Origin of the sequence: Streptomyces lincolnensis (assembly GCF_021173675.1) — a bacterium.
Lineage (GTDB): Bacteria > Actinomycetota > Actinomycetes > Streptomycetales > Streptomycetaceae > Streptomyces > Streptomyces lincolnensis_B.
Window position 1 is genome coordinate 66,283 of sequence record NZ_JAIHON010000022.1, and the last position, 19,589, is coordinate 85,871.

A 19,589-nucleotide genomic window follows, 5' to 3' on the forward strand; every position below is an offset into this window, starting at 1 on the left:
CGCACGAATGGCGCCGCGAAACCTGGTCCTGTGGAGCAGTTTGGAGTGCTCGCCACCCTGTCAAGGTGGAGGCCGCGGGTTCAAATCCCGTCAGGACCGCAGTAACAAGAGCCTGGATCCTCGGATCCGGGCTCTTTTGCGTGGCCTGTGGCGGGTCGCTTGCCTCCACGCCTTCTTGACGGCGTCCGTAGACCCCGGTACCCAGAGACCAGGGCCCGCTTTCCCGGAGGTGGCGTATGGCGGCTTCGGTCAGGCACGAGACGCGGGCGTTGCTCCGTGCGCATCTGTCGGCCGCTTCCTCCTACGGTCATCTGACGCGTCATTGCCCCATCTGCCATCACCTGCTGCGGCTGGCGATGGATTCGCCCCCGCAGGCGCCACAGACGGCGCAGGGACCCGACGAGAGCGTCGCCGAGGACGAGAGTCCCGCGGGCGCGTGACCGGCGCCGGCCCCAACCCCCGTACCGGCGCGGGAAGGTGGAACGTGCGCTTCCACTAGCGCACGGGAGACAGGAGCAACAGGACTCCGGCATGTGACGGGTGTCACCGCATGAGTTTTTGAAACCGCGGTACTTACACCTCGCCTACAACTGGTCAATTTAATATGTGCAATTGCACCAGCCACAGGCGTCGCCCACAGGAGATCCGACAGCCCTCCCCAGACTCCGACAAGGGCACTCACAGAGCACGCGCCCCGCGCACAAAAAAGATCGCGCTGGACCCGGCGGAGTCCAGCGCGATCGACGACGCACCCTTGTTGCTTGGTCAAAATGCCCCGAGGGGCTTGGGCGTGGGCTCTGTTGGGGCAGGACCCGCGTCGCTTGTAGCCAGGGTTCGGACGCCTCGACCGGTGGGGGACCAGCCGATTTGCCCGGTATTCAGTTGTTCAGGCTGTTCAGGCCTCGCTGCGCTGCTGCGGGATGCCCGCGAGCAGAGCGCGGACCTCAGCCTCGCGGTAACGGCGGTGCCCGCCGAGCGTGCGGATGGACGTAAGCTTGCCGGCCTTCGCCCACCGCGTGACCGTCTTGGGGTCGACGCGGAACATGGTGGCGACCTCAGCCGGGGTCAGCAGCGGCTCGGCATCAGGGGTGCGAGCGGTCATGAGCGGCCTCCTCGGGAGAACCGAACCTTCTCGGTTCTTTCCTCTAAATTCTGCACCTTGACCCGCGTTGCCCGAAATGGCGGACGCGAGTCGAGTCGGTTATAGGACGAACGGCTTGTCCTCGGCACTACAACTACACCATCTGTCCAGCCGCGTCGGCCAAACCTATGGATTTGCCCCCCAGACGTTCATCGGCGACGGAAGCCGATGGACCATGCCATAGCGGACAGTCACGCCACTGTGACGATCAGTCACAGAGCGATCAGGAGTCATCAGACCCCCCAAAGACGGAACCTCCCCCGGGATCCTTGTCCTATTTTGGCATGAGGAGGGGCAAGGGACGCAAGAGCCTCGTACGTGCGGTCCATCACGCTTGACCCACACTTGAGACGAACGCCCGGATCGGGACCTACGTCCCTTGTTGGGGAAATCTCAGGAACTTCACGTACCTCAGAGCGAGGACGAAACCCCAAAACGGGCGTCAGGTCAAACGTCAGTTCGTTACTTGGGTCGGCCAATGGCCGGTTCCGGCCACTTGACTCAGTTCGCCGAACGCCGGTCCCGCACCGACCGCCAGCGCTCCACGAGCCGCCCGTACGCCTCGCCCGCCGTGACCCCGTCGCCGTGCCGGAGCGCCTCGATGCCCTCGGCCACGTCCGCGGCCGAGTGGTCGTCCTCCAGCTCGCCGACCGGCAGCACGTGCACCAGTCCGCCGTAGTCGAGCTCCACCAGGGAGCGCGGGTGGAACTCCTCCAGCCAGCGCCCCACGTCGATCAGGCCGTCGATGAGCGGCCCCTCGTCGACCGCTTCCTTCAGGGTCCTCAGGGCCCGTGCCACGCGCCGCCGGGCCTGCACCATCGGGGTGCGGTAGCGCAGCGCGGGCGGGGTGTCGGCGGAGCCCTTGTCGAACCGCCGCTCCTCGGCGCCGACGAGCACGAACCAGTTCAGCGGCACCTGCCAGGTCGCCGTACGGATCCAGGGCCGGGCGTCCGGGTTGCGGGCCAGCCAGCGTTCGTAGTCCTGGGCCGCCTGACGTCGTACGACGGGGGGCAGCACGGCGTCCAGGACGGGCGGCGGGAGCTCCTCGGCGAGTTCGTCCAGGGCCTGCCAGCCGCGCAGCCGGGTGCGCCACGGGCAGACGCAGACGACGCCGTCCACGTCGAGCACGAACGCGTCGCCGCTCTCGTGCACCGGCACCGGGACCGGCGGGGTGGGCAGCAGGTCGGCCAGGGAGCGGCGCAGTTCGTCCTGGTACGAGGGACGGTCGGGGCGCCGGGCGTAGCGCTCCCAGTGGCCGCGCTCGGGCTCCGGGAAGGCGGCCAGCGGCTCGTACACGCGCAGATAGGTCGTGTACGGAACGATCACCGAGGACACCTTGGGCACGCCTGCTCCCTCCCCCTCCCGCCGCCAGGAAAACCTGCGGAACCCGCACACGAACGAGCGGGAAAACTATGCAAATCGTCGCACGGACGTACTCCGGTCGTAGGTGATCCTGAGCACTGCACGGATGGCGGGCCTCCCAGGCCCTAATCTCATCCTCACAGCCCCCGCCACCCACACGGGAGCTGATCTCCACCCGCCGCAATGTACTCAGGAGTCACCACAGTGACCGATGTAACCGGCGCACCTGCTGATGTACTGCACGCCCTGTTCCACTCCGATCAGGGTGGCCATGAGCAAGTCGTGCTCTGCCAGGACCGCAAGAGCGGCCTCAAGGCCGTCATCGCCCTCCACTCCACCGCTCTGGGCCCCGCGCTCGGCGGTACGCGTTTCTACCCGTACGCGAGCGAGCGGGAGGCCGTCGCCGACGCGCTGAACCTCGCGCGCGGGATGTCGTACAAGAACGCCATGGCCGGTCTCGACCACGGCGGCGGCAAGGCCGTGATCATCGGCGATCCGGAGCGCGACAAGACCGAGGAACTGCTGCTGGCCTACGGCCGGTTCGTGGCCTCGCTCGGCGGGCGCTACGTCACCGCGTGCGACGTAGGCACGTACGTCGCCGACATGGACGTCGTCGCACGTGAGTGCCGCTGGACGACCGGACGCTCCCCGGAGAACGGCGGCGCGGGCGACTCCTCCGTACTGACCGCCTTCGGCGTCTACCAGGGCATGCGGGCCTCCGCGCGGCACCTGTGGGGCGACGCCTCGCTGCGCGGCCGTACGGTCGGCGTCGCGGGGGTCGGCAAGGTCGGCCACCACCTCGTGGAGCACCTCCTGGAGGAGGGCGCCCGGGTCGTGATCACCGACGTACGGGAGGAAGCCGTGCGGCGGATCGCCGACCGGCACCCCGGCATCGGCGTGGTCGCCGACACCGAGGCGCTGATCCGGGTCGAGGGGCTGGACATCTACGCCCCCTGCGCGCTCGGCGGGGCCCTGAACGACGACTCCGTGCCGGCGCTGACCGCGAGCATCGTCTGCGGGGCCGCCAACAACCAGCTCGAACACCCCGGTGTCGAGAAGGACCTCGCCGACCGCGGGATCCTCTACGCGCCGGACTACGTGGTGAACGCCGGCGGTGTCATCCAGGTCGCCGACGAGTTGCACGGGTTCGACTTCGAGCGGTGCAGGGCCAAGGCGGCGAAGATCTACGACACCACGCTCGCCATATTCGCACGTGCGAAGACGGACGGGATTCCGCCGGCCGCCGCGGCCGACCGGATCGCCGAGCAGCGGATGGCGGAGGGGCGGACGGCCGAGGGGCGCAGGACGCACTGAGGCCCCTTCCCGGGTTTGGCCGGTACCCGTCGGCGCACACTTAGAGAGAACTCTCACGTTCGTCGGCGGGTCGGCTGCCAAGAAGTGGTTAAAATCGCGGTTGACCAGCGGGGAAAGGGCTCCCCGAGGGTTCTGGGGCCAGGCGCGTCCTGCGGGCGACGTACCGTATGGGCGTGGGCTCAGGTACCGTGGAAGCCCTACGGACCGGTCTCTCCATGGAGAGTCCGTTCCAGATCATGAACGCGTGTCAAGACTCTGGGGCCACCGAGCCCCGTATCCGAGGGGGTCGAGCCATGGGGCGCGGCCGGGCAAAGGCCAAGCAGACGAAGGTCGCCCGCCAGCTGAAGTACAGCAGCGGCGGGACTGACCTGTCGCGTCTGGCCAATGAGCTGGGCGCTTCGACTTCGAGTCAGCCGCCGAATGGCGAGCCGTTCGAGGACGACGACGAGGAAGATGACCCGTACGCCCAGTACGCGGATCTCTACAACGACGATGAGGACGAGGACGACGAGTCCGGTCCCACGTCCCAACACCGCCGCGGCGCTTGACGCATTAGCTGTGCTTGACCCGGTCCGGAGTGGTCCACACCACCGGACCGGGTTTTGCGCTGCCTGTCGAACAGCGGACTGGCGAACAGCTGCCGGTCGAGCAGCGGCCCGCGGCCTGAGCCGGCCCACGGGCAGCTCAGGCGACGCGACTGCTTGGGTGACTACTTCGCGTACGTGCCGACCAGTTCGGCACCCGTCGTGTGGTCGCCGCGCTCGGTGATCTCGCCCGCGACCCATGCCTCGACCCCGCGGTCGGCCAGGGTGGCCAGGGCCACGTCCGCCGATTCCTCGGGCACGATCGCGATCATGCCGACGCCCATGTTGAGGGTCTTCTCCAGCTCCAGGCCCTCGACCCGACCGGTCTTCCCGACGAGGTCGAAGATCGGATCCGGGGTCCAGGTGGAGCGGTCGACGACCGCGTGCAGGGTGTCGGGGATGACGCGGGCCAGGTTGGCGGCCAGACCGCCACCCGTGACGTGCGAGAACGCGTGCACGTCGGTGGTGCGGATCAGGGCCAGGCAGTCCAGCGAGTAGATCTTGGTGGGCTCCAGGAGCTCCTCGCCGAGGGTGCGGCCGAGCTCCTCGATCCGGGCGTCCAGGGCGAGACCCGCCTCGTTCAGCAGGACGTGCCGTACGAGCGAGTACCCGTTCGAGTGAAGCCCCGAGGCCGCCATGGCGATGACCGCGTCACCCGTACGGATACGATCCGCGCCGAGCAGCCGGTCCGCCTCGACCACGCCCGTACCGGCGCCGGCGACGTCGAAGTCGTCCGGGCCGAGCAGACCGGGGTGTTCGGCCGTCTCGCCGCCCACCAGGGCGCAGCCGGCGAGCACACAGCCCTCGGCGATGCCCTTGACGATGGCGGCGACCCGCTCGGGGTGGACCTTGCCGACGCAGATGTAGTCGGTCATGAACAGCGGCTCGGCACCGCACACCACGATGTCGTCCATGACCATCGCGACCAGGTCGTGGCCGATGGTGTCGTAGACGCCGAGTTGGCGCGCGATGTCGACCTTGGTGCCCACGCCGTCCGTGGCGGAGGCGAGCAGCGGACGCTCGTAGTGCTTGAGGGCGGAGGCGTCGAAGAGGCCGGCGAAGCCGCCGAGGCCGCCGAGGACCTCGGGGCGCCGCGTCTTCTTCACCCACTCCTTCATCAGCTCGACGGCGCGGTCGCCCGCCTCGATGTCGACGCCCGCGGCTGCGTAGCTGGCACCAGTGGTCTCAGACATGACGGTGAGAACTTTCGTTTCGTACGGCAGGCGCTGTGTGACAGAGCACAGCACGGGCCGTCTTACGGGCGGCGGATCGCGTCGGAGGCGGCCGTGGCCGCCGGACCGGCCGCCAGCTCGGTCTCCAGAAGCTGCTTGCCGAGCAGCTCGGGGTCGGGCAGCTCCATCGGGTACTCCCCGTCGAAGCAGGCCCGGCACAGGTTCGGCTTGGCGATGGTGGTCGCCTCGATCATGCCGTCGATGGAGATGTACGCCAGGGAGTCGGCGCCCAGGGAGGTGCCGATCTCGTCGATGGTCATGCCGTTGGCGATGAGCTCGGCGCGGGTCGCGAAATCTATGCCGAAGAAGCAGGGCCACTTCACGGGCGGCGAGGAGATCCGGATGTGGACCTCGGCGGCGCCCGCCTCGCGGAGCATGCGGACCAGGGCGCGCTGGGTGTTGCCGCGCACGATCGAGTCGTCGACGACGACCAGGCGCTTGCCCTTGATGACTTCCTTGAGGGGGTTCAGCTTGAGTCGGATGCCCAGCTGGCGGATGGTCTGTGACGGCTGGATGAAGGTCCGCCCGACGTAGGCGTTCTTCACCAGGCCCGCACCGAAGGGGATGCCGGAGGCCTCCGCGTAGCCGATGGCGGCCGGGGTGCCGGATTCCGGGGTCGCTATCACCAGGTCGGCGTCGACCGGGGCTTCCTTCGCGAGCTTGCGGCCCATCTCCACGCGGGAGAGGTAGACGTTCCGGCCGGCGATGTCGGTGTCCGGGCGGGCGAGGTAGACGTACTCGAACACACAGCCCTTGGGCTTCGCTTCCGCGAATCGGGAGGTGCGCAGGCCGTTCTCGTCGATGGCGATGAACTCGCCCGGCTCGATCTCGCGGACGTAGGCGGCACCGCAGATGTCGAGGGCGGCGGACTCGGAGGCGACCACCCAGCCGCGCTCCAGGCGGCCGAGGACCAGCGGGCGGATGCCCTGCGGGTCGCGGGCGGCGTACAGGGTGTGCTCGTCCATGAAGACGAGCGAGAACGCGCCGCGCACCTTCGGGAGGACGGTGTGGGCCGCCTCCTCGATGGTCAGGGGCTTGCCGTCCTCGTCGACCTGGGCCGCGAGGAGCGCGGTGAGCAGGTCGGTGTCGTTGGTGGCCGCGACGCGCGGGGTACGGCCCTCCTGCTTGGGCAGGTCGGCGACCATCTCGGCGAGCTGGGCCGTGTTGACCAGGTTGCCGTTGTGGCCGAGGGCGATGGAGCCGTGCGCGGTGGCACGGAAGGTGGGCTGGGCGTTCTCCCACACGGAGGCGCCGGTGGTCGAGTAGCGGGCGTGTCCGACCGCGATGTGACCCTGGAGCGAACCGAGCGAGGTCTCGTCGAAGACCTGGGAAACGAGGCCCATGTCCTTGAAGACGAGGATCTGGGAGCCGTTGCTGACCGCGATACCCGCGGATTCCTGGCCCCGATGCTGGAGGGCGTAGAGCCCGAAGTACGTGAGCTTGGCGACCTCTTCGCCCGGAGCCCAGACACCGAAGACGCCGCAGGCGTCCTGGGGGCCCTTCTCTCCGGGGAGCAGGTCGTGGTTGAGTCGTCCGTCACCACGTGGCACGGCTCCGAGTGTAGGCGAGATCGACCACTGGTCCGAATTGGGGAATGGTCCCCTACCTGTGACGGAAGTGGATCACTCGGCCGCGGATGCGCGCATGCTCGTGCCGTTTGCGCTGGTCAGCGTGAGGGTGTTCTGATCGATCCGGTAACTGATCTTGCCGTCGAAGAGCTTCAGCAGGGCGCGTTCGGTGTCCATGAGTGAGGCTTCGCACATCATTCGGGTGGTGGCCGGGGCGCCCAGGGTGATATGTCCGTCGCGGACGGTCGCGGTGGCGTTGACGTGGTTGCAGCCGAGCCGGCCGCCGAGTTTGCCGGTCTTGGGGTCGATGGCGATCTGCGCGTCCCCCTTGGTCTTGTGGGTCGTGCCGTCCGCCGTGACGGTGGCGATGTTCCAGCGGGTGCCGGTGACCGGTGGCTCGGCGCGGACCGTGCCGCTGCCGGGCTCCTGTCCCGCCCTCTCGTTGCCGCAGGCCGCGGCGAGCGGCAGGATCGCCAGGGCGGTCGCCGTGATCATCAGTCGCTGCTTCTGCCTGTACATGTCGATTCGACGGTCACCCGGGACGACCGGTTCCCCTTACGCCAGCAACGGCAGCAGCCCACCGAGGTCCGCCCGCTCCCCGCTCGCGCTGACCTTCGCCTCGTCGACCGCGTCCTTCCACGCCACCCGTCCGGTCGCGAGCCGGATCCAGGTCAGCGGGTCGGTCTCGACGACGTTGGGCGGGGTGCCCCGGGTGTGCCGGGGTCCCTCCACGCACTGCACCACGGCGTACGGCGGGATCCGCACCTCGGTCGAACCGCCGGGCGCCTTCGCGGCGAGCGCGTCGGCGAGGAGGCGGGTGGCGGCGGCGAGGGCCTGCCGGTCCTGGGGGATGTCGAGGCCCGGGACGGCCGCGTTGAGGTCGTCGGTGTGGACCACGAGCTCGACGGTACGGGTCACCAGGTAGTCGGCGAGGGTCATGGCACCGGTGCGGGCTGCCAGGACGCGGGTGTCGGGCGCGGTGGCCACGGCCTCCGCGAAGCGTTCCGCGGTACGGGTGTACAGGGCGTCCAAATCGGGATCAGCCTCCGCCAGCTCCTTCGTGCCCTCCGCGATGTCCCCGGCCCGCACGGCGGTGGCGAACGGCCACTGGAGCAGCGTGAGTTCCGCCTTCGCCGGTTCCTCCCGCGCCAGGTTCCGGCTGACCGTCTCGACGGCCATCGTCACGTGGGCGGCCAGGTCGCGTACGGTCCACTGCCCCAGGCGTGTGGGGGCGGCGAGTTGCTCGGGGGTGAGGGTCCGGACGGCCTCCCGGACATGTCCGAACTGGGTGAGGACCGCGGCGCGGATCTTCATGGGGTCATAGGTACGGGCGCGCTTCTTGGCCGGAGGCATGGCGGGATCCTAGTTGCCGGAGAGCAGGCGGGTGGACACGCCAGTGCGGCGCAGAGGTGTGCGTGGGGCGGGCGGGGTCCTTACCTTGATGAGTGCCCATGGGCCGGACTACAGGGGGAGGTCCTGCGTGGACACCGTCATCGTCGTACCGCCGCACGACGGCAGAACCGGCCCCGAGGAGCAGATCCGTCTCCTGCCGGGGGACTCCCTGGCCTTCGGGCGGGCCGTGCCGCGCGGCGGCATGGTGATCGCACACGAAGGGGTCTCACGGGTCGCCGGGGAGATCACCGCGCACCCGACGTTCTGGTCCCTCAGCAACCTCAGCCGCGACCGGACCTATGTGGTCGAGAACCCGGAGGGGGCCGGTGAGCACATCAAGATCGCGCCGGGGCGGCTGGGCGCGCCCGTGTCGTTCGAGTTCGCCCGCGTCGTCCTGCCCGCGACCCACGACCTGGTGGCCTTCGACGTCTGGGCACCCGGTCACGACTACCTCGACCGCGACCGCCCCGGCCGGGTGGGAGCCCCGACCGCGTCGGCGTTCCCGCTCGACCGTGGCGCCCGCTACTTCCTGGTGCTCGCCGCGCTGTGCGAACCCCGGCTGCGGGGAGAGCCGTACGCCCCGCTGCCGACCGCCGAACAGCTGGTCGAGCGGCTGCGCGGGGTGTGGCCGGAGGCCAACCGCGGATCCGTGCAGTGGAACGTCGACTACCTCGCCGAGAAGCTGCGCCTGCGGCCGAGCGAGGCCTGCGCGCCCCGCCGGCACGGCAAGAAGGAGACCTTGGTGTCGCTGGCGCTGCGCTTCGACCTCGTACGCGAGGACGACCTGCACCTGCTGGCCGGAGAGGTGCTGCGATGACGTCCGGCACGCGACCGCCGCACACCCTGACCGTCCCCGAGGGGTACCGGGTCGGCCCCTGGACCGTCGGCGCGACGGTGGGCTCGGGCGCGTTCGGCACGGTGTGCGCGGCGACCCGGGAGACCGGCGGGGACGACGGCACGCCGTCGCGGGCCGCCCTGAAGTTCCTGCCGACCGGCACCCGTACCCCGCGCCAGCTGCGGCATCTGCGGGACCTGGCGGAGCGCGAGACGGCACTGCTGCGGAGGGTGCGCGAGCCCCGGCTGATCCGGATGTACGACGTCCTCACCGTCGACGACCCCGACCACCCCGACCTCGACGGCGCCACCGTCCTGGTCCTCGAACGCGCCGAGCGGTCACTGGAGGACCTGCTGGCCGAGCGCCCGGAAGCCGCCCGCGAGGCCGGCCCGGCCCTCCTCGCCCAGGTCTGCGAGGGGCTCGTCCAGCTGCACCGGGCCGGCTGGGTGCACGGCGACCTCAAGCCCGCCAACGTCCTGCTCATGGCGGACGGCACCGCCCGGCTCGCCGACTTCAGCACGGCCGCCGAACTGGAGGGCACCCACGCCTACGCCCCGCCCTTCGCCACCCCGGACCACTCACCGCCCGAGCTGCTGCGGCCCACGCACGGCGAACGCGGTACCCGGACCCGGCCCACCGCCGACATCTGGGCCTTCGGAGTCCTCGCCCACCTCGTCCTCGCGGGCACCCACCCGCTGCCCGGCGCGACGGTCGCCGCCCGCAAGGAGGCTGCCGTGCGCTACGCGCGGCGCGCCGAGGACCTGCGCCTTTCGCCACGGCTGCCCGCCGCGTGGCGGCCGGTCGTGGCCGACTGCCTGGCCCGCACCCACGCCGAACGCGCCGCCCACGACGCCGAGTCCCTGCTGCCCCGGGTCGTCGAGGCCGCACGCGAGGCGGCACTCCCCCACCGTGCCGCCCCGCGCCGGCGGTTCCTGTCGGTCGCGCCGGCCGCCGCCGTCCTCGGTGCTCTCGCCCTCGGGCTGCTCGCCTGGCCCGACGACCGGGGACCGGTCGAAGCGGGTGCCGCCGAACCGGCCGGCTACGCCCGGTGTCTCCAGGGCGACGTGTGCTTCTTCACCGAACCGGACGGCCGGGGCCGGATGTGCGCCTGGACGCACGACGACACCAACTGGCAGGACGGCGCGCAGTCCTGCTCCTGGGCCGCCGCGGACAGCGCCGGATCCGTGTTCAACAACGGCTTCGGAACAGCCGCCGGCGAGACGTACGTCGACGTCGTCTACTTCTCCGAGCCCTCCCTGCGCGCCCGTCTGGGCTGCGTGGAGAACGGCACCCGAGCAAACCTGCCGGCCGGGACGAAGCCCCGGTCGCACACCTGGGCCAAGGCCTGTTAGGCGTACGACCGGGGCGGGCACCGCTTCCTACCACCAACCGGTCTTGGTGGCGGCCGCGTCGCAGTCGAAGCCGCTGTTGAACAGCAGGCAGGCCCGGAAGGCGACGTCGCTCGACGAGTGCGTGGCCTTCGCCGTGGTGTACGTCCGGCTCGTGACCGCCCGGTAGTAGGAGCAGTCGGACTCGCGGTCCCCGTTGGTGTCGACCTCGAACTTGATGTACAGGTCGGTGTAGTTGTAGTCGGTCGTCCGCGCCCAGCCGTACTGCTTGCCGTTGTAGGTGCCGTAGCGGACCTGCGCGGTGCCCGTGCTGCCCGTGGCCGTCTTCGCCGTCTGGGGGCCGGGGACCACGCCCGGGTCGCTCAGGATCGTGAGGCTGCTGCAGGCGACAGCTGCCGTCGCCGCGCCCGCCGGGGCCGCCGACGCTCCCGTGATCAGCGCCGCCCCCATCATGAGTGCGGCGGTGGTGGCCGCGGCGGTTCTGCGGGTCGATGTCCTACCGGTCATGTCCCTCTCCCTGGCTCGGTTGACCTGCTCAACTGCCTTGCTCCGTACGGCAGTCAGCTTCTCGGGGGATCACGAGGAGCGGTACCTCGCAGGAGCAAGGGTCAGAGGTGGGAGGACGCCGAAGGCCCCGGCCGCCCAAGCGGTCGGGGCCTTCATCGCCGTACGGCACAGGCGTTTACGCCAGCAGCGCCGGGATCGTCTCCTCGTGGGCCTTGCGGAGCTCCTCCAGGGGGAGGGTGAACTCGCCCTGGAGCTCGACCGTGTCACCGTCGACGACACCGATGCGGGTGGCCGGGAGGCCCCGGGCGCCGCACATGTCGTTGAAGCGGAGTTCCTCGGAGCGCGGGACGGCCACGACGGCGCGGCCGGCCGACTCGGAGAAGAGGAGGGTGAAGGCGTCCAGGCCGTCCGGGACGATCAGGCGCGCGCCCTTGCCGCCCAGCAGGGCGGACTCCACGACCGCCTGGATCAGGCCGCCGTCGGAGAGGTCGTGCGCGGAGTCGATCATGCCGTCGCGGGAGGCGGAGATCAGGATCTCGGCCAGTAGGCGTTCGCGCTCCAGGTCCACCTTCGGGGGCAGGCCGCCGAGGTGGTCGTGGACCACCTGCGACCAGGCCGAACCGCCGAACTCCTCGCGGGTGTCACCGAGGAGGTACAGCAGCTGGCCCTCCTCCTGGAAGGCGACCGGGGTGCGGCGGGCGACGTCGTCGATGACGCCCAGCACGGCCACGACGGGCGTCGGGTGGATCGCCGCCTCGCCCGTCTGGTTGTACAGGGAGACATTGCCGCCGGTCACCGGGGTGCCGAGCTGCAGGCAGGCGTCCGCCAGACCGCGCACGGCCTCCGCGAACTGCCACATCACCGCCGGGTCCTCGGGCGAGCCGAAGTTCAGGCAGTCGGACACCGCGAGGGGCTTGGCGCCGGTGGTGGCGACATTGCGGTACGCCTCCGCCAGGGCCAGCTGGGCGCCGTGGTACGGGTCCAGCTTGGCGTACCGGCCGTTGCCGTCGGTGGCGATGGCGACGCCGAGGCCGGTCTCCTCGTCGATGCGGATCATGCCCGAGTCCTCGGGCTGGGCGAGGACCGTGTTGCCCTGCACGAAGTGGTCGTACTGCGAGGTGATCCACTTCTTGGAGGCCTGGTTCGGGGAGGCGACCAGCTTCAGGACCTGGTCCTTGAGCTCGCCGGAGCTCTGGGGACGCGGCAGCTTGTTCGCGTCGTCCGCCTGGAGGGCGTCCTGCCAGGACGGGCGGGCGTACGGGCGCTCGTAGACCGGGCCGTCGTGCGCGACCGTGCGCGGGTCGACGTCCACGATCTTGCCGCCGTGCCAGAAGATCTCCAGCCGGTCGCCGTCGGTGACCTCACCGATGACGGTCGCGATGACGTCCCACTTGTCGCAGATCTCCAGGAAGCGGTCGACCTTCTCCGGCTCCACGACCGCGCACATACGCTCCTGCGACTCGCTCATGAGGATCTCCTCGGGCGAGAGCGTGGAGTCGCGCAGCGGTACGTCGTCCAGGGTGACGCGCATGCCGCCGGAGCCGTTCGAGGCCAGCTCGGAGGTGGCGCAGGACAGACCGGCCGCACCGAGGTCCTGGATGCCGACGACCAGCTTCTCCTGGAACGCCTCCAGGGTGCACTCGATGAGGAGCTTCTCCTGGAAGGGGTCGCCGACCTGGACGGCCGGGCGCTTGGAGGGTTTCGCGTCGTCGAAGGTCTCGCTCGCCAGGATCGACGCGCCGCCGATGCCGTCGCCGCCCGTGCGGGCACCGTACAGGATGACCTTGTTGCCCGCGCCGGACGCCTTCGCCAGGTGGATGTCCTCGTGCCGCATCACGCCGATGGCACCGGCGTTGACCAGCGGGTTGCCCTGGTAGCAGGCGTCGAAGACGACCTCGCCGCCGATGTTCGGCAGGCCCAGGCAGTTGCCGTAGCCGCCGATGCCGGCGACGACGCCCGGAAGGACGCGCTTGGTGTCGGGGTGGTCAGCCGCACCGAACCGCAGCGGGTCGACCACGGCCACCGGCCGCGCGCCCATCGCGATGATGTCGCGGACGATGCCGCCGACACCGGTCGCGGCGCCCTGGTAGGGCTCGACGTACGACGGGTGGTTGTGGGACTCGACCTTGAAGGTGACCGCGTAGCCCTGGCCGACGTCGACCACGCCCGCGTTCTCGCCGATGCCGACGAGGAGGGCGTCCGACCGGGGGGCCTTCTCGCCGAACTGGCGCAGGTGCACCTTGGAGGACTTGTAGGAGCAGTGCTCGGACCACATGACCGAGTACATGGCGAGCTCGGCGCCGGTCGGGCGGCGGCCGAGGATCTCCACCACCCGCTCGTACTCGTCCTTCTTCAGGCCCAGTTCGGCCCAGGGCAGCTCGACGTCGGGGGTCGCGGTCGCGTGCTCGACCGTGTCCAGAGGCGTCCGGCTCATGCGTTGACCAGCTTCTTGAGGATCGAGGTGAAGAAGGGGAGGCCGTCGGTGCGGCCGGTGCCGACGAGCGGCTCGACGGCGTGCTCCGGGTGCGGCATGAGGCCTACGACGTTCCCGGCCTCGTTGGTGATGCCGGCGATGTCGCGGAGCGAGCCGTTGGGGTTGAAGTCCACGTAACGGAACGCGACCCGCCCCTCGGCCTCCAGCTTGTCCAGCGTGTACTCGTCGGCGACGTACCGGCCGTCCATGTTCTTCAGCGGGATGTGGATCTCCTGGCCCGCGCTGTAGTCGACCGTCCACGCACTGGAGGTGTTCTCCACCCGCAGCTTCTGGTCGCGGCAGATGAAGTGCAGGTGGTCGTTGCCGAGCATCCCGCCCGGGAGGAGGTGGGCCTCCGTGAGGACCTGGAAGCCGTTGCAGATACCGAGGACCGGGAGCCCGGCCTTCGCCTGCTCGATGACCGTCTCCATCACCGGCGAGAAGCGGGAGATGGCGCCGGCCCGCAGATAGTCGCCGTAGGAGAAACCGCCGGGCAGGACGACCGCGTCCACCTGGTGGAGGTCCTTGTCCTTGTGCCAGAGGGCGACCGGTTCGGCGCCCGCGAGGCGGATCGCGCGCTGGGTGTCCCGGTCGTCCAGGCTGCCCGGGAAAGTGACGACGCCAATACGAGCGGTCACTTCACGGCCTCCGCGACTTCCTCGACCCGGACGGTGAAGTTCTCGATCACGGTGTTGGCGAGGAAGGATTCCGCAAGATCGTGGATGCGGGCGAGCGCGGCCTCGTCAACCGGGCCGTCAACTTCCAGTTCGAATCGCTTTCCCTGACGTACGTCCGAGATCCCCTCGAAACCCAGCCGCGGCAGTGCGCGCTGCACCGCCTGGCCCTGGGGGTCGAGGATCTCCGGCTTGAGCATGACGTCGACTACGACGCGTGCCACGTGCACTCCCGGTGGTGTGGTGCTGAGCAGGTTCCTGCAGTGGTTTCAGACTACCTGCACAAAATTTCTACGCGCGTCGACTTGTAGGAATCTACGTGATGGCTGTCACGATCCGATGACGAGGCGGCCGACCGCGAAAAGTTCGGGGAAAGATCTGAGATCGATACCCGAAACCTATTGCGCTCGGACACGCGGGAGGATTTAGTCGAGCTTTGGAATGCATTGTCGGACACGGTACAAATGAATTGTCAGCGTGCCGTACGAAGGGACCGATATTCGTGGCGCAGAAGGTCGTGGTCACCCTCTTTGACGACATCGACGGCTCGGAAGCGGCGGAAACGATCGCCTTCGGACTCGACGGCAAGTCGTACGAGATCGACCTTAACCAAGCGAATGCCAAGGAACTGCGTAAGGCGCTCGCACCGTACGTGGAGGCCGGCCGCAAGCGCTCTCGCTCGGGCAAGGCGTACCAGCAGACGGAGGTCGCTCCCGACCCGGCCGCCGTGCGGGCCTGGGCGCAGGCCAACAAGATGGACGTCCCGGCGCGCGGACGGATCCCGAAGAAGGTCTACGAGGCGTTCGCCGAGGCACGGTGACCGCCGGCCGGATCCCTGGGCCGGTCCGCGGCCCGATCCCCGGCCGACGACAGGTCAGCCGCCCCTCGGGACAACCGACTTGCGTTGCACCCCACCTGGTCAGCTAGAGTCTGGAGCACGCCGAGGGGCGGGGACGGAAAAGCCCAGCCCACGGAGTACATGCGGGTGTAGTTCAGTAGTAGAACATCCCCCTTCCAGGGGGAAGGCGCAGTGTGCAATTCCTGTCACCCGCTCTGCATCGCCGGTCCGACCACTCTTGTGGATCAGGTAGGATGATGTTCGCGCCGATCGGTGAGAGCCGGTCGGATGCAATGCGGACGTAGCTCAGTTGGTAGAGCGCAACCTTGCCAAGGTTGAGGTCGCGAGTTCGAGCCTCGTCGTCCGCTCGGGAATCAGACCCCGGTCCCTCGGACCGGGGTCTTTTCGTGCGCCCGGAGGCCCTGCACAGGGCCTCTGACATTTGTCATGTCCGGTGATGACAGCGCGCACTGCCGCCGGCCCCGGATCGCCGGAACGCTGAAGACATGAACACCAACGGACACGAACACGTGATTGAGGTCACCGACCTGCGACGTGTGTACGGGGGCGGGTTCGAGGCGGTGCGCGGCATCTCCTTCTCCGTACGCCGCGGCGAGGTCTTCGCGCTGCTGGGCACCAACGGCGCCGGCAAGACCTCCACCGTCGAACTGCTGGAAGGGCTCGCGCCGCCGACCGCCGGACGCGTGCGGATCTTCGGGCGCGATCCCCACACCGAGCGGGCCGCCGTACGGCCCCGGACCGGGGTGATGCTCCAGGAGGGCGGCTTCCCCTCCGAGCTGACCGTCGCGGAGACCGCGCGGATGTGGGCGGGCTGCGTGAGCGGGGCGCGCCCGCCGCTTCAGGCACTGGGCCTGGTCGGACTGGAGCACCGGGCCGGCGTACGGGTCAAGCAGCTGTCCGGCGGCGAGCGGCGGCGCCTCGACCTGGCGCTGGCGCTGCTCGGGAGGCCCGAGGTGCTGTTCCTGGACGAGCCGACCACCGGCCTGGACGCCGAGGGGCGCCGGGAGACCTGGGACCTGGTGCGCGAGCTGAGCGACGGCGGTACGACCGTGCTGCTGACCACCCACTACCTGGAAGAGGCCGAGGATCTCGCCGACCGGCTGGCGATCCTGCACCGGGGGCTCATCGCGGCCACCGGCACCCCGGCCGAGGTGACCGCCGCCCAGCCGTCCCGGATCTCCTTCGAGCTGCCCGAGGGCTACTTCGTCGGAGACCTGCCGCCGCTCGGACGGCTCGGGGTCCTCGGACACGAGGTCGAGGGCAGGCTCGTACGGCTGCGGACGCGGGAGTTGCAGCGGACGGCCACCGGGCTGCTGGGGTGGGCCGAGCAGGCCGGGGTCGAACTGGGGCGGCTGGACGTGCGGTCCGCCTCGCTGGAGGAGGCGTTCCTCGGGATCGCCCGGCAGGCGGCCGCCGGGAGCGCCGCGGATGTGAAGGAGTACGCGGCATGAGCGGGACGGCTCTCACCACCACCCCGGCCGGGCGCGTGGCCGCCCTCGCGCGGGCCGAGCTGACGCTGTTCGGGCGCAGCAAGGGAATGATCGTCGCGGCCGTGTTCGTGCCGTTGGTGCTGCCGTTCAGCGCGCGGACGGTGGTCAAGGACATGGACCTGAGCGGGGCCGGACTGAACGTCGGCCTGGTCCTGCTGCCGGGCGCCATCGGGTTCTCGCTGCTGGTCGCGGTGTACTCGGCGCTGATCGGCGTCTTCGTCGGGCGGCGCGAGGAACTCGTCCTGAAGCGGCTGCGGACCGGTGAGCTGCGGGACCGGGAGATCCTGGCCGGGTCGGCGCTGCCGTCCGTCGGGACCGGGCTCGTGCAGTCGCTGCTGCTGGCGGTGGGCTGTGCCGTCCTGCTCGACGTGCCCGCTCCCGAGGCGCCCCATCTCGCGGTCCTGGGGCTGGCGTTGGGGCTCGTGATGTGCGCGGCGCTGGCCGCCCTGACGGCGAGCTTCACCCGGACCGTGGAGAGCGCGCAGGTCACCGGGATGCCGCTGATGCTGGTCTCGATGGCGGGCTCCGGGCTGGCCGTACCGCTGGAACTCATGCCCGACCGGGTGGCGACCGTGCTCGAACTGCTGCCGCTGACCCCGGTGATCACCCTGCTGCGGGGCGGCTGGAGCGGTGAGCTGTCGGTGTCCGCGTCGATCGGGCCCGTGCTGACGGCGCTGGCCTGGACCGTGCTCGCCGTGTTTGCTGTACGGCGGTGGTTCCGGTGGGAGCCGAGGCGCTGAACGCACGGGGGTCGGGCGGGCTGATGGGTGGGGCGAGGAGTGGGGCGTCGGGTGGGGTGTTCGGCGGGGTGCCGGGTGCGGCGAGGAGTGAGGCGCTGGGGGCGGTGTTGAGCGGGGCGCCGGGTGGCTGGTGGGGGCGCAAGAGCACGCCGGGGAAGGTGGAGACGTACACGCGGTGGTCGTTCCACTTCTTCGCGGTGGCCGAGATCGCCGGGATCGGGCTGGCGGCCTGGGGGCAGGTGGGGGGCGGGCTCGCGGCCTGGCTGCTGCTCCTGGTGTGCGCGCACGCCGTGGTCTGCGCGGTGACCGCGTCACGGGCGCTGGACTGGACGCGCGGGCGGCGTGAGCAGCCGGTGGCGCTGCTGTGGGGGCTGGGCGCGGTCACGCTCGCCGTCACCGTCGCGGCGATCGCGATCGCCGAGCGCGGTCCGGACAGCGACGACGTCCAGGGTGCGACGGGGACGGTCTTCGCCGGTGTGCTGGTCTTCGCGGCCGGCATCGGCGCGCTGGGGGTCCGCCGACGCCGGCGGATCTTCGCCCTCGTGAGCGGTTACGCGGCGGGTGCCGTGGCCGGCGGGTTCCCCCTGGGCGGCTCCGTTCGCGGCGCGCTGTTCGTCGGAGTGGGGGTCCTGGTCGGTGGCGGATTCCTCGCCTTCACGTCCGTCTTCTCCGTCTGGCTCCTCGACGTCGTGTACGAACTCGACGCGGGCCGTGAGACCCGCGCCCGGCTCGCCGTCGCCGAGGAACGGCTCCGGTTCGGGCGGGACCTGCACGACGTCATCGGGCGCAACCTCGCCGTGATCGCGCTGAAGAGCGAGCTGGCCGTCCGGTTGGCGCGGCGCGGGCGCGAGGAGGCCGTGGACCAGATGACCGAGGTGCAGCGGATCGCGCAGGAGTCCCAGCGCGAGGTGCGCGATGTCGTACGGGGGTACCGGGAGGCCGACCTCGACGTCGAACTCGCCGGTGCGCAGGGCGTGTTGACGGCCGCCGGGATTCGCTGCGAGGTCACCGGCGAGGCGGCCGGGCTGCCCGCCGAGGTGCAGTCGGCACTCGGGTGGGTGGTCCGGGAGGCGACCACCAACGTGCTGCGGCACGGGGACGCCGAGCGGTGTGTGGTCGCCGTGCGGGTGGCGGAGGGGCGGGTGGTGTTGACGGTGGAGAACGATGGGGTGAGTGGGGGCGTCGTGGGTGCTTCGGGGGCCTCGGGCTCTGGCGGTTCCGGTTCGGGGCTCGCGGGGCTGCGGGAGCGGTTGGCCGCGGTGGACGGGGCGCTGGAGGCGGGGCCGGTCCGTGACGGTGTGTTCCGGTTGGTGGCGAAGGTGCCGTTGGTGGGCGGGGAGGTGATCGCGTGAGTGTGCGGGTGCTGCTTGCCGATGACGAGCATCTGATCCGGGGGGCGCTGGCCGCGCTGCTCGCGTTGGAGGACGATCTCGTGATCGTCGCCGAGGCGGCCACGGGGCCGGAGGCGCTGGCCATGGCGCGGGCGCACGAGCCCGATGTCGCCGTACTCGATCTCCAGATGCCCGGCGCGGACGGTGTGAAGGTCGCCACATCGCTGCGGGCCACGCTGCCCGGCTGCCGGGTGCTGATCGTGACCAGTCACGGGCGGCCCGGTCATCTGAAGCGGGCGCTGGAGGCGGGGGTGCGCGGCTTCGTGCCGAAGACCGTCAGCGCGCAGCGGCTCGCGGAGATCATCCGCACGATCCACGCCGGAAACCGCTACGTCGACCCCGAGTTGGCCGCCGACGCGATCTCCGCCGGTGACTCACCGCTGACCGCCCGCGAGGCCGAGGTCCTGGAGCTCGCGGCCGACGGAGCGCCCGTCGCGGAGATCGCCGAGCGGGCCGCGCTGTCCCAGGGGACCGTGCGGAACTACCTGTCGTCGGTCGTGTCGAAGCTCGGGGCGGAGAACCGTCACGCGGCTGTGCGTCTCGCCCGCGAGCGAGGTTGGGTATAGTTGCTCTCGCGCCACGGCGCACTGCGGACGTAGCTCAGTTGGTAGAGCGCAACCTTGCCAAGGTTGAGGTCGCGAGTTCGAACCTCGTCGTCCGCTCTCTTCAGCAAGAAGC

Annotated in this window: 20 protein-coding genes and 4 tRNA genes; 14 read left to right on the forward strand and 10 right to left on the reverse strand. The window is 70.2% G+C overall.

Features of this window, described 5'->3' with window-relative positions; translation table 11 throughout:
- The first annotated feature begins 24 nt into the window (after nucleotides 1–24).
- Together K4B79_RS43500 and K4B79_RS43505 are read left to right on the forward strand one after the other, a co-directional pair.
- Nucleotides 25–99 (forward strand) — tRNA-Asp (locus tag K4B79_RS43500).
- A gap of 137 nt (nucleotides 100–236) precedes the next feature.
- Complete coding sequence (locus K4B79_RS43505; RefSeq protein WP_232032983.1) at nucleotides 237–440, forward strand: DUF6274 family protein; 204 nt, start codon at nucleotides 237–239, stop codon at nucleotides 438–440.
- Between the two features lie 455 nt (nucleotides 441–895).
- Here the strand turns inward: K4B79_RS43505 and bldC are convergent, their stop codons facing one another.
- Nucleotides 896–1,102 (reverse strand): developmental transcriptional regulator BldC, encoded by a 207-nt coding sequence (bldC, locus tag K4B79_RS43510; protein WP_003949541.1) that lies wholly within the window; start codon nucleotides 1,100–1,102, stop codon nucleotides 896–898.
- Nucleotides 1,103–1,642: 540 nt separating this feature from the next.
- Nucleotides 1,643–2,485, reverse strand: a complete 843-nt coding sequence (locus K4B79_RS43515; RefSeq protein ID WP_232032984.1) for a hypothetical protein — start codon at nucleotides 2,483–2,485, stop codon at nucleotides 1,643–1,645.
- Between the two features lie 222 nt (nucleotides 2,486–2,707).
- Here K4B79_RS43515 and K4B79_RS43520 point away from each other — a divergent pair, with 222 nt between their 5' ends.
- On the forward strand, nucleotides 2,708–3,817 hold the full coding sequence (locus tag K4B79_RS43520; protein WP_232032985.1) for a Leu/Phe/Val dehydrogenase: 1,110 nt from the start codon (nucleotides 2,708–2,710) through the stop codon (nucleotides 3,815–3,817).
- Between the two features lie 293 nt (nucleotides 3,818–4,110).
- Nucleotides 4,111–4,365 (forward strand): DUF3073 domain-containing protein, encoded by a 255-nt coding sequence (locus K4B79_RS43525; RefSeq protein ID WP_164434362.1) that lies wholly within the window; start codon nucleotides 4,111–4,113, stop codon nucleotides 4,363–4,365.
- Between the two features lie 161 nt (nucleotides 4,366–4,526).
- Here the strand turns inward: K4B79_RS43525 and purM are convergent, their stop codons facing one another.
- From purM to K4B79_RS43545, 4 genes are all read right to left on the reverse strand, one after another.
- On the reverse strand, nucleotides 4,527–5,594 hold the full coding sequence (purM, locus tag K4B79_RS43530) for a phosphoribosylformylglycinamidine cyclo-ligase (protein ID WP_232032986.1): 1,068 nt from the start codon (nucleotides 5,592–5,594) through the stop codon (nucleotides 4,527–4,529).
- A gap of 62 nt (nucleotides 5,595–5,656) precedes the next feature.
- Nucleotides 5,657–7,183, reverse strand: a complete 1,527-nt coding sequence (purF, locus tag K4B79_RS43535) for an amidophosphoribosyltransferase (protein WP_232032987.1) — start codon at nucleotides 7,181–7,183, stop codon at nucleotides 5,657–5,659.
- A 72-nt stretch (nucleotides 7,184–7,255) separates the two neighbouring features.
- The gene (locus K4B79_RS43540; RefSeq protein ID WP_232032988.1) at nucleotides 7,256–7,720 is read right to left on the reverse strand and encodes an META domain-containing protein; all 465 of its coding nucleotides are present in this window, start codon (nucleotides 7,718–7,720) and stop codon (nucleotides 7,256–7,258) included.
- A gap of 36 nt (nucleotides 7,721–7,756) precedes the next feature.
- The gene (locus tag K4B79_RS43545) at nucleotides 7,757–8,554 is read right to left on the reverse strand and encodes a maleylpyruvate isomerase family mycothiol-dependent enzyme (protein ID WP_232032989.1); all 798 of its coding nucleotides are present in this window, start codon (nucleotides 8,552–8,554) and stop codon (nucleotides 7,757–7,759) included.
- Nucleotides 8,555–8,681: 127 nt separating this feature from the next.
- Here K4B79_RS43545 and K4B79_RS43550 point away from each other — a divergent pair, with 127 nt between their 5' ends.
- Both K4B79_RS43550 and K4B79_RS43555 read left to right on the forward strand, forming a co-directional pair.
- Nucleotides 8,682–9,410, forward strand: a complete 729-nt coding sequence (locus K4B79_RS43550) for an FHA domain-containing protein (protein ID WP_232032990.1) — start codon at nucleotides 8,682–8,684, stop codon at nucleotides 9,408–9,410.
- The gene (locus tag K4B79_RS43555) at nucleotides 9,407–10,780 is read left to right on the forward strand and encodes a protein kinase domain-containing protein (RefSeq protein ID WP_232032991.1); all 1,374 of its coding nucleotides are present in this window, start codon (nucleotides 9,407–9,409) and stop codon (nucleotides 10,778–10,780) included. Before K4B79_RS43550 ends, K4B79_RS43555 begins: the two co-directional genes overlap by 4 nt.
- Before the next feature lie 27 nt (nucleotides 10,781–10,807).
- Here the strand turns inward: K4B79_RS43555 and K4B79_RS43560 are convergent, their stop codons facing one another.
- The 4 genes from K4B79_RS43560 to purS all read right to left on the reverse strand — a co-directional run bounded on the left by K4B79_RS43560 (nucleotide 10,808) and on the right by purS (nucleotide 14,655).
- Nucleotides 10,808–11,284 carry a hypothetical protein gene (locus K4B79_RS43560; RefSeq protein ID WP_232032992.1) on the reverse strand — a complete coding sequence of 159 codons (477 nt, stop codon included), beginning with the start codon at nucleotides 11,282–11,284 and terminating at the stop codon, nucleotides 10,808–10,810.
- 175 nt (nucleotides 11,285–11,459) lie between these two features.
- Nucleotides 11,460–13,718, reverse strand: a complete 2,259-nt coding sequence (gene purL / locus K4B79_RS43565) for a phosphoribosylformylglycinamidine synthase subunit PurL (RefSeq protein WP_232032993.1) — start codon at nucleotides 13,716–13,718, stop codon at nucleotides 11,460–11,462.
- The gene (gene purQ / locus K4B79_RS43570; protein ID WP_232032994.1) at nucleotides 13,715–14,395 is read right to left on the reverse strand and encodes a phosphoribosylformylglycinamidine synthase subunit PurQ; all 681 of its coding nucleotides are present in this window, start codon (nucleotides 14,393–14,395) and stop codon (nucleotides 13,715–13,717) included. Before purQ ends, purL begins: the two co-directional genes overlap by 4 nt.
- Entirely contained in the window at nucleotides 14,392–14,655 is a 264-nt protein-coding gene (gene purS, locus K4B79_RS43575) for a phosphoribosylformylglycinamidine synthase subunit PurS (protein ID WP_067445574.1), read from the reverse strand. The genes purQ and purS overlap by 4 nt, the downstream gene beginning before the upstream one ends.
- A 278-nt stretch (nucleotides 14,656–14,933) precedes the next feature.
- Here purS and K4B79_RS43580 point away from each other — a divergent pair, with 278 nt between their 5' ends.
- The 8 genes from K4B79_RS43580 (at nucleotide 14,934) to K4B79_RS43615 (ending at nucleotide 19,573) form a co-directional block, all read left to right on the forward strand.
- Nucleotides 14,934–15,251, forward strand: a complete 318-nt coding sequence (locus K4B79_RS43580; protein ID WP_232032995.1) for a histone-like nucleoid-structuring protein Lsr2 — start codon at nucleotides 14,934–14,936, stop codon at nucleotides 15,249–15,251.
- Between the two features lie 161 nt (nucleotides 15,252–15,412).
- Nucleotides 15,413–15,484 (forward strand) — tRNA-Gly (locus K4B79_RS43585).
- Between the two features lie 80 nt (nucleotides 15,485–15,564).
- A tRNA-Gly gene (locus tag K4B79_RS43590) sits at nucleotides 15,565–15,637 on the forward strand.
- A 138-nt stretch (nucleotides 15,638–15,775) separates the two neighbouring features.
- Nucleotides 15,776–16,741, forward strand: coding sequence for an ABC transporter ATP-binding protein (locus K4B79_RS43595; protein WP_232032996.1), 966 nt, complete (start codon nucleotides 15,776–15,778; stop codon nucleotides 16,739–16,741).
- Nucleotides 16,738–17,520, forward strand: a complete 783-nt coding sequence (locus tag K4B79_RS43600; protein ID WP_232032997.1) for an ABC transporter permease — start codon at nucleotides 16,738–16,740, stop codon at nucleotides 17,518–17,520. Before K4B79_RS43595 ends, K4B79_RS43600 begins: the two co-directional genes overlap by 4 nt.
- 158 nt (nucleotides 17,521–17,678) lie before the next feature.
- A complete protein-coding gene (locus tag K4B79_RS43605) occupies nucleotides 17,679–18,872 on the forward strand; it encodes a sensor histidine kinase (protein WP_445276267.1) in 1,194 nt (397 codons plus the stop codon).
- Complete coding sequence (locus K4B79_RS43610; RefSeq protein WP_232032999.1) at nucleotides 18,869–19,477, forward strand: response regulator transcription factor; 609 nt, start codon at nucleotides 18,869–18,871, stop codon at nucleotides 19,475–19,477. Before K4B79_RS43605 ends, K4B79_RS43610 begins: the two co-directional genes overlap by 4 nt.
- 23 nt (nucleotides 19,478–19,500) lie before the next feature.
- Nucleotides 19,501–19,573 (forward strand) — tRNA-Gly (locus K4B79_RS43615).
- Nucleotides 19,574–19,589: the final 16 nt, after the last annotated feature.

What these genes read in the sequence shown, in the direction of transcription:
- K4B79_RS43505 (WP_232032983.1), top strand. Translation starts at nt 237, where the DNA reads ATGGCGGCTTCGGTCAGGCACGAGACGCGGGCGTTGCTCCGTGCGCAT.
- bldC (WP_003949541.1), bottom strand. Translation starts at nt 1,102, where the DNA reads ATGACCGCTCGCACCCCTGATGCCGAGCCGCTGCTGACCCCGGCTGAG.
- K4B79_RS43525 (WP_164434362.1), top strand. Translation starts at nt 4,111, where the DNA reads ATGGGGCGCGGCCGGGCAAAGGCCAAGCAGACGAAGGTCGCCCGCCAG.
- purM (WP_232032986.1), bottom strand. Translation starts at nt 5,594, where the DNA reads ATGTCTGAGACCACTGGTGCCAGCTACGCAGCCGCGGGCGTCGACATC.
- K4B79_RS43540 (WP_232032988.1), bottom strand. Translation starts at nt 7,720, where the DNA reads ATGTACAGGCAGAAGCAGCGACTGATGATCACGGCGACCGCCCTGGCG.
- K4B79_RS43545 (WP_232032989.1), bottom strand. Translation starts at nt 8,554, where the DNA reads ATGCCTCCGGCCAAGAAGCGCGCCCGTACCTATGACCCCATGAAGATC.
- K4B79_RS43555 (WP_232032991.1), top strand. Translation starts at nt 9,407, where the DNA reads ATGACGTCCGGCACGCGACCGCCGCACACCCTGACCGTCCCCGAGGGG.
- K4B79_RS43560 (WP_232032992.1), bottom strand. Translation starts at nt 11,284, where the DNA reads ATGACCGGTAGGACATCGACCCGCAGAACCGCCGCGGCCACCACCGCC.
- purL (WP_232032993.1), bottom strand. Translation starts at nt 13,718, where the DNA reads ATGAGCCGGACGCCTCTGGACACGGTCGAGCACGCGACCGCGACCCCC.
- K4B79_RS43595 (WP_232032996.1), top strand. Translation starts at nt 15,776, where the DNA reads ATGAACACCAACGGACACGAACACGTGATTGAGGTCACCGACCTGCGA.
- K4B79_RS43600 (WP_232032997.1), top strand. Translation starts at nt 16,738, where the DNA reads ATGAGCGGGACGGCTCTCACCACCACCCCGGCCGGGCGCGTGGCCGCC.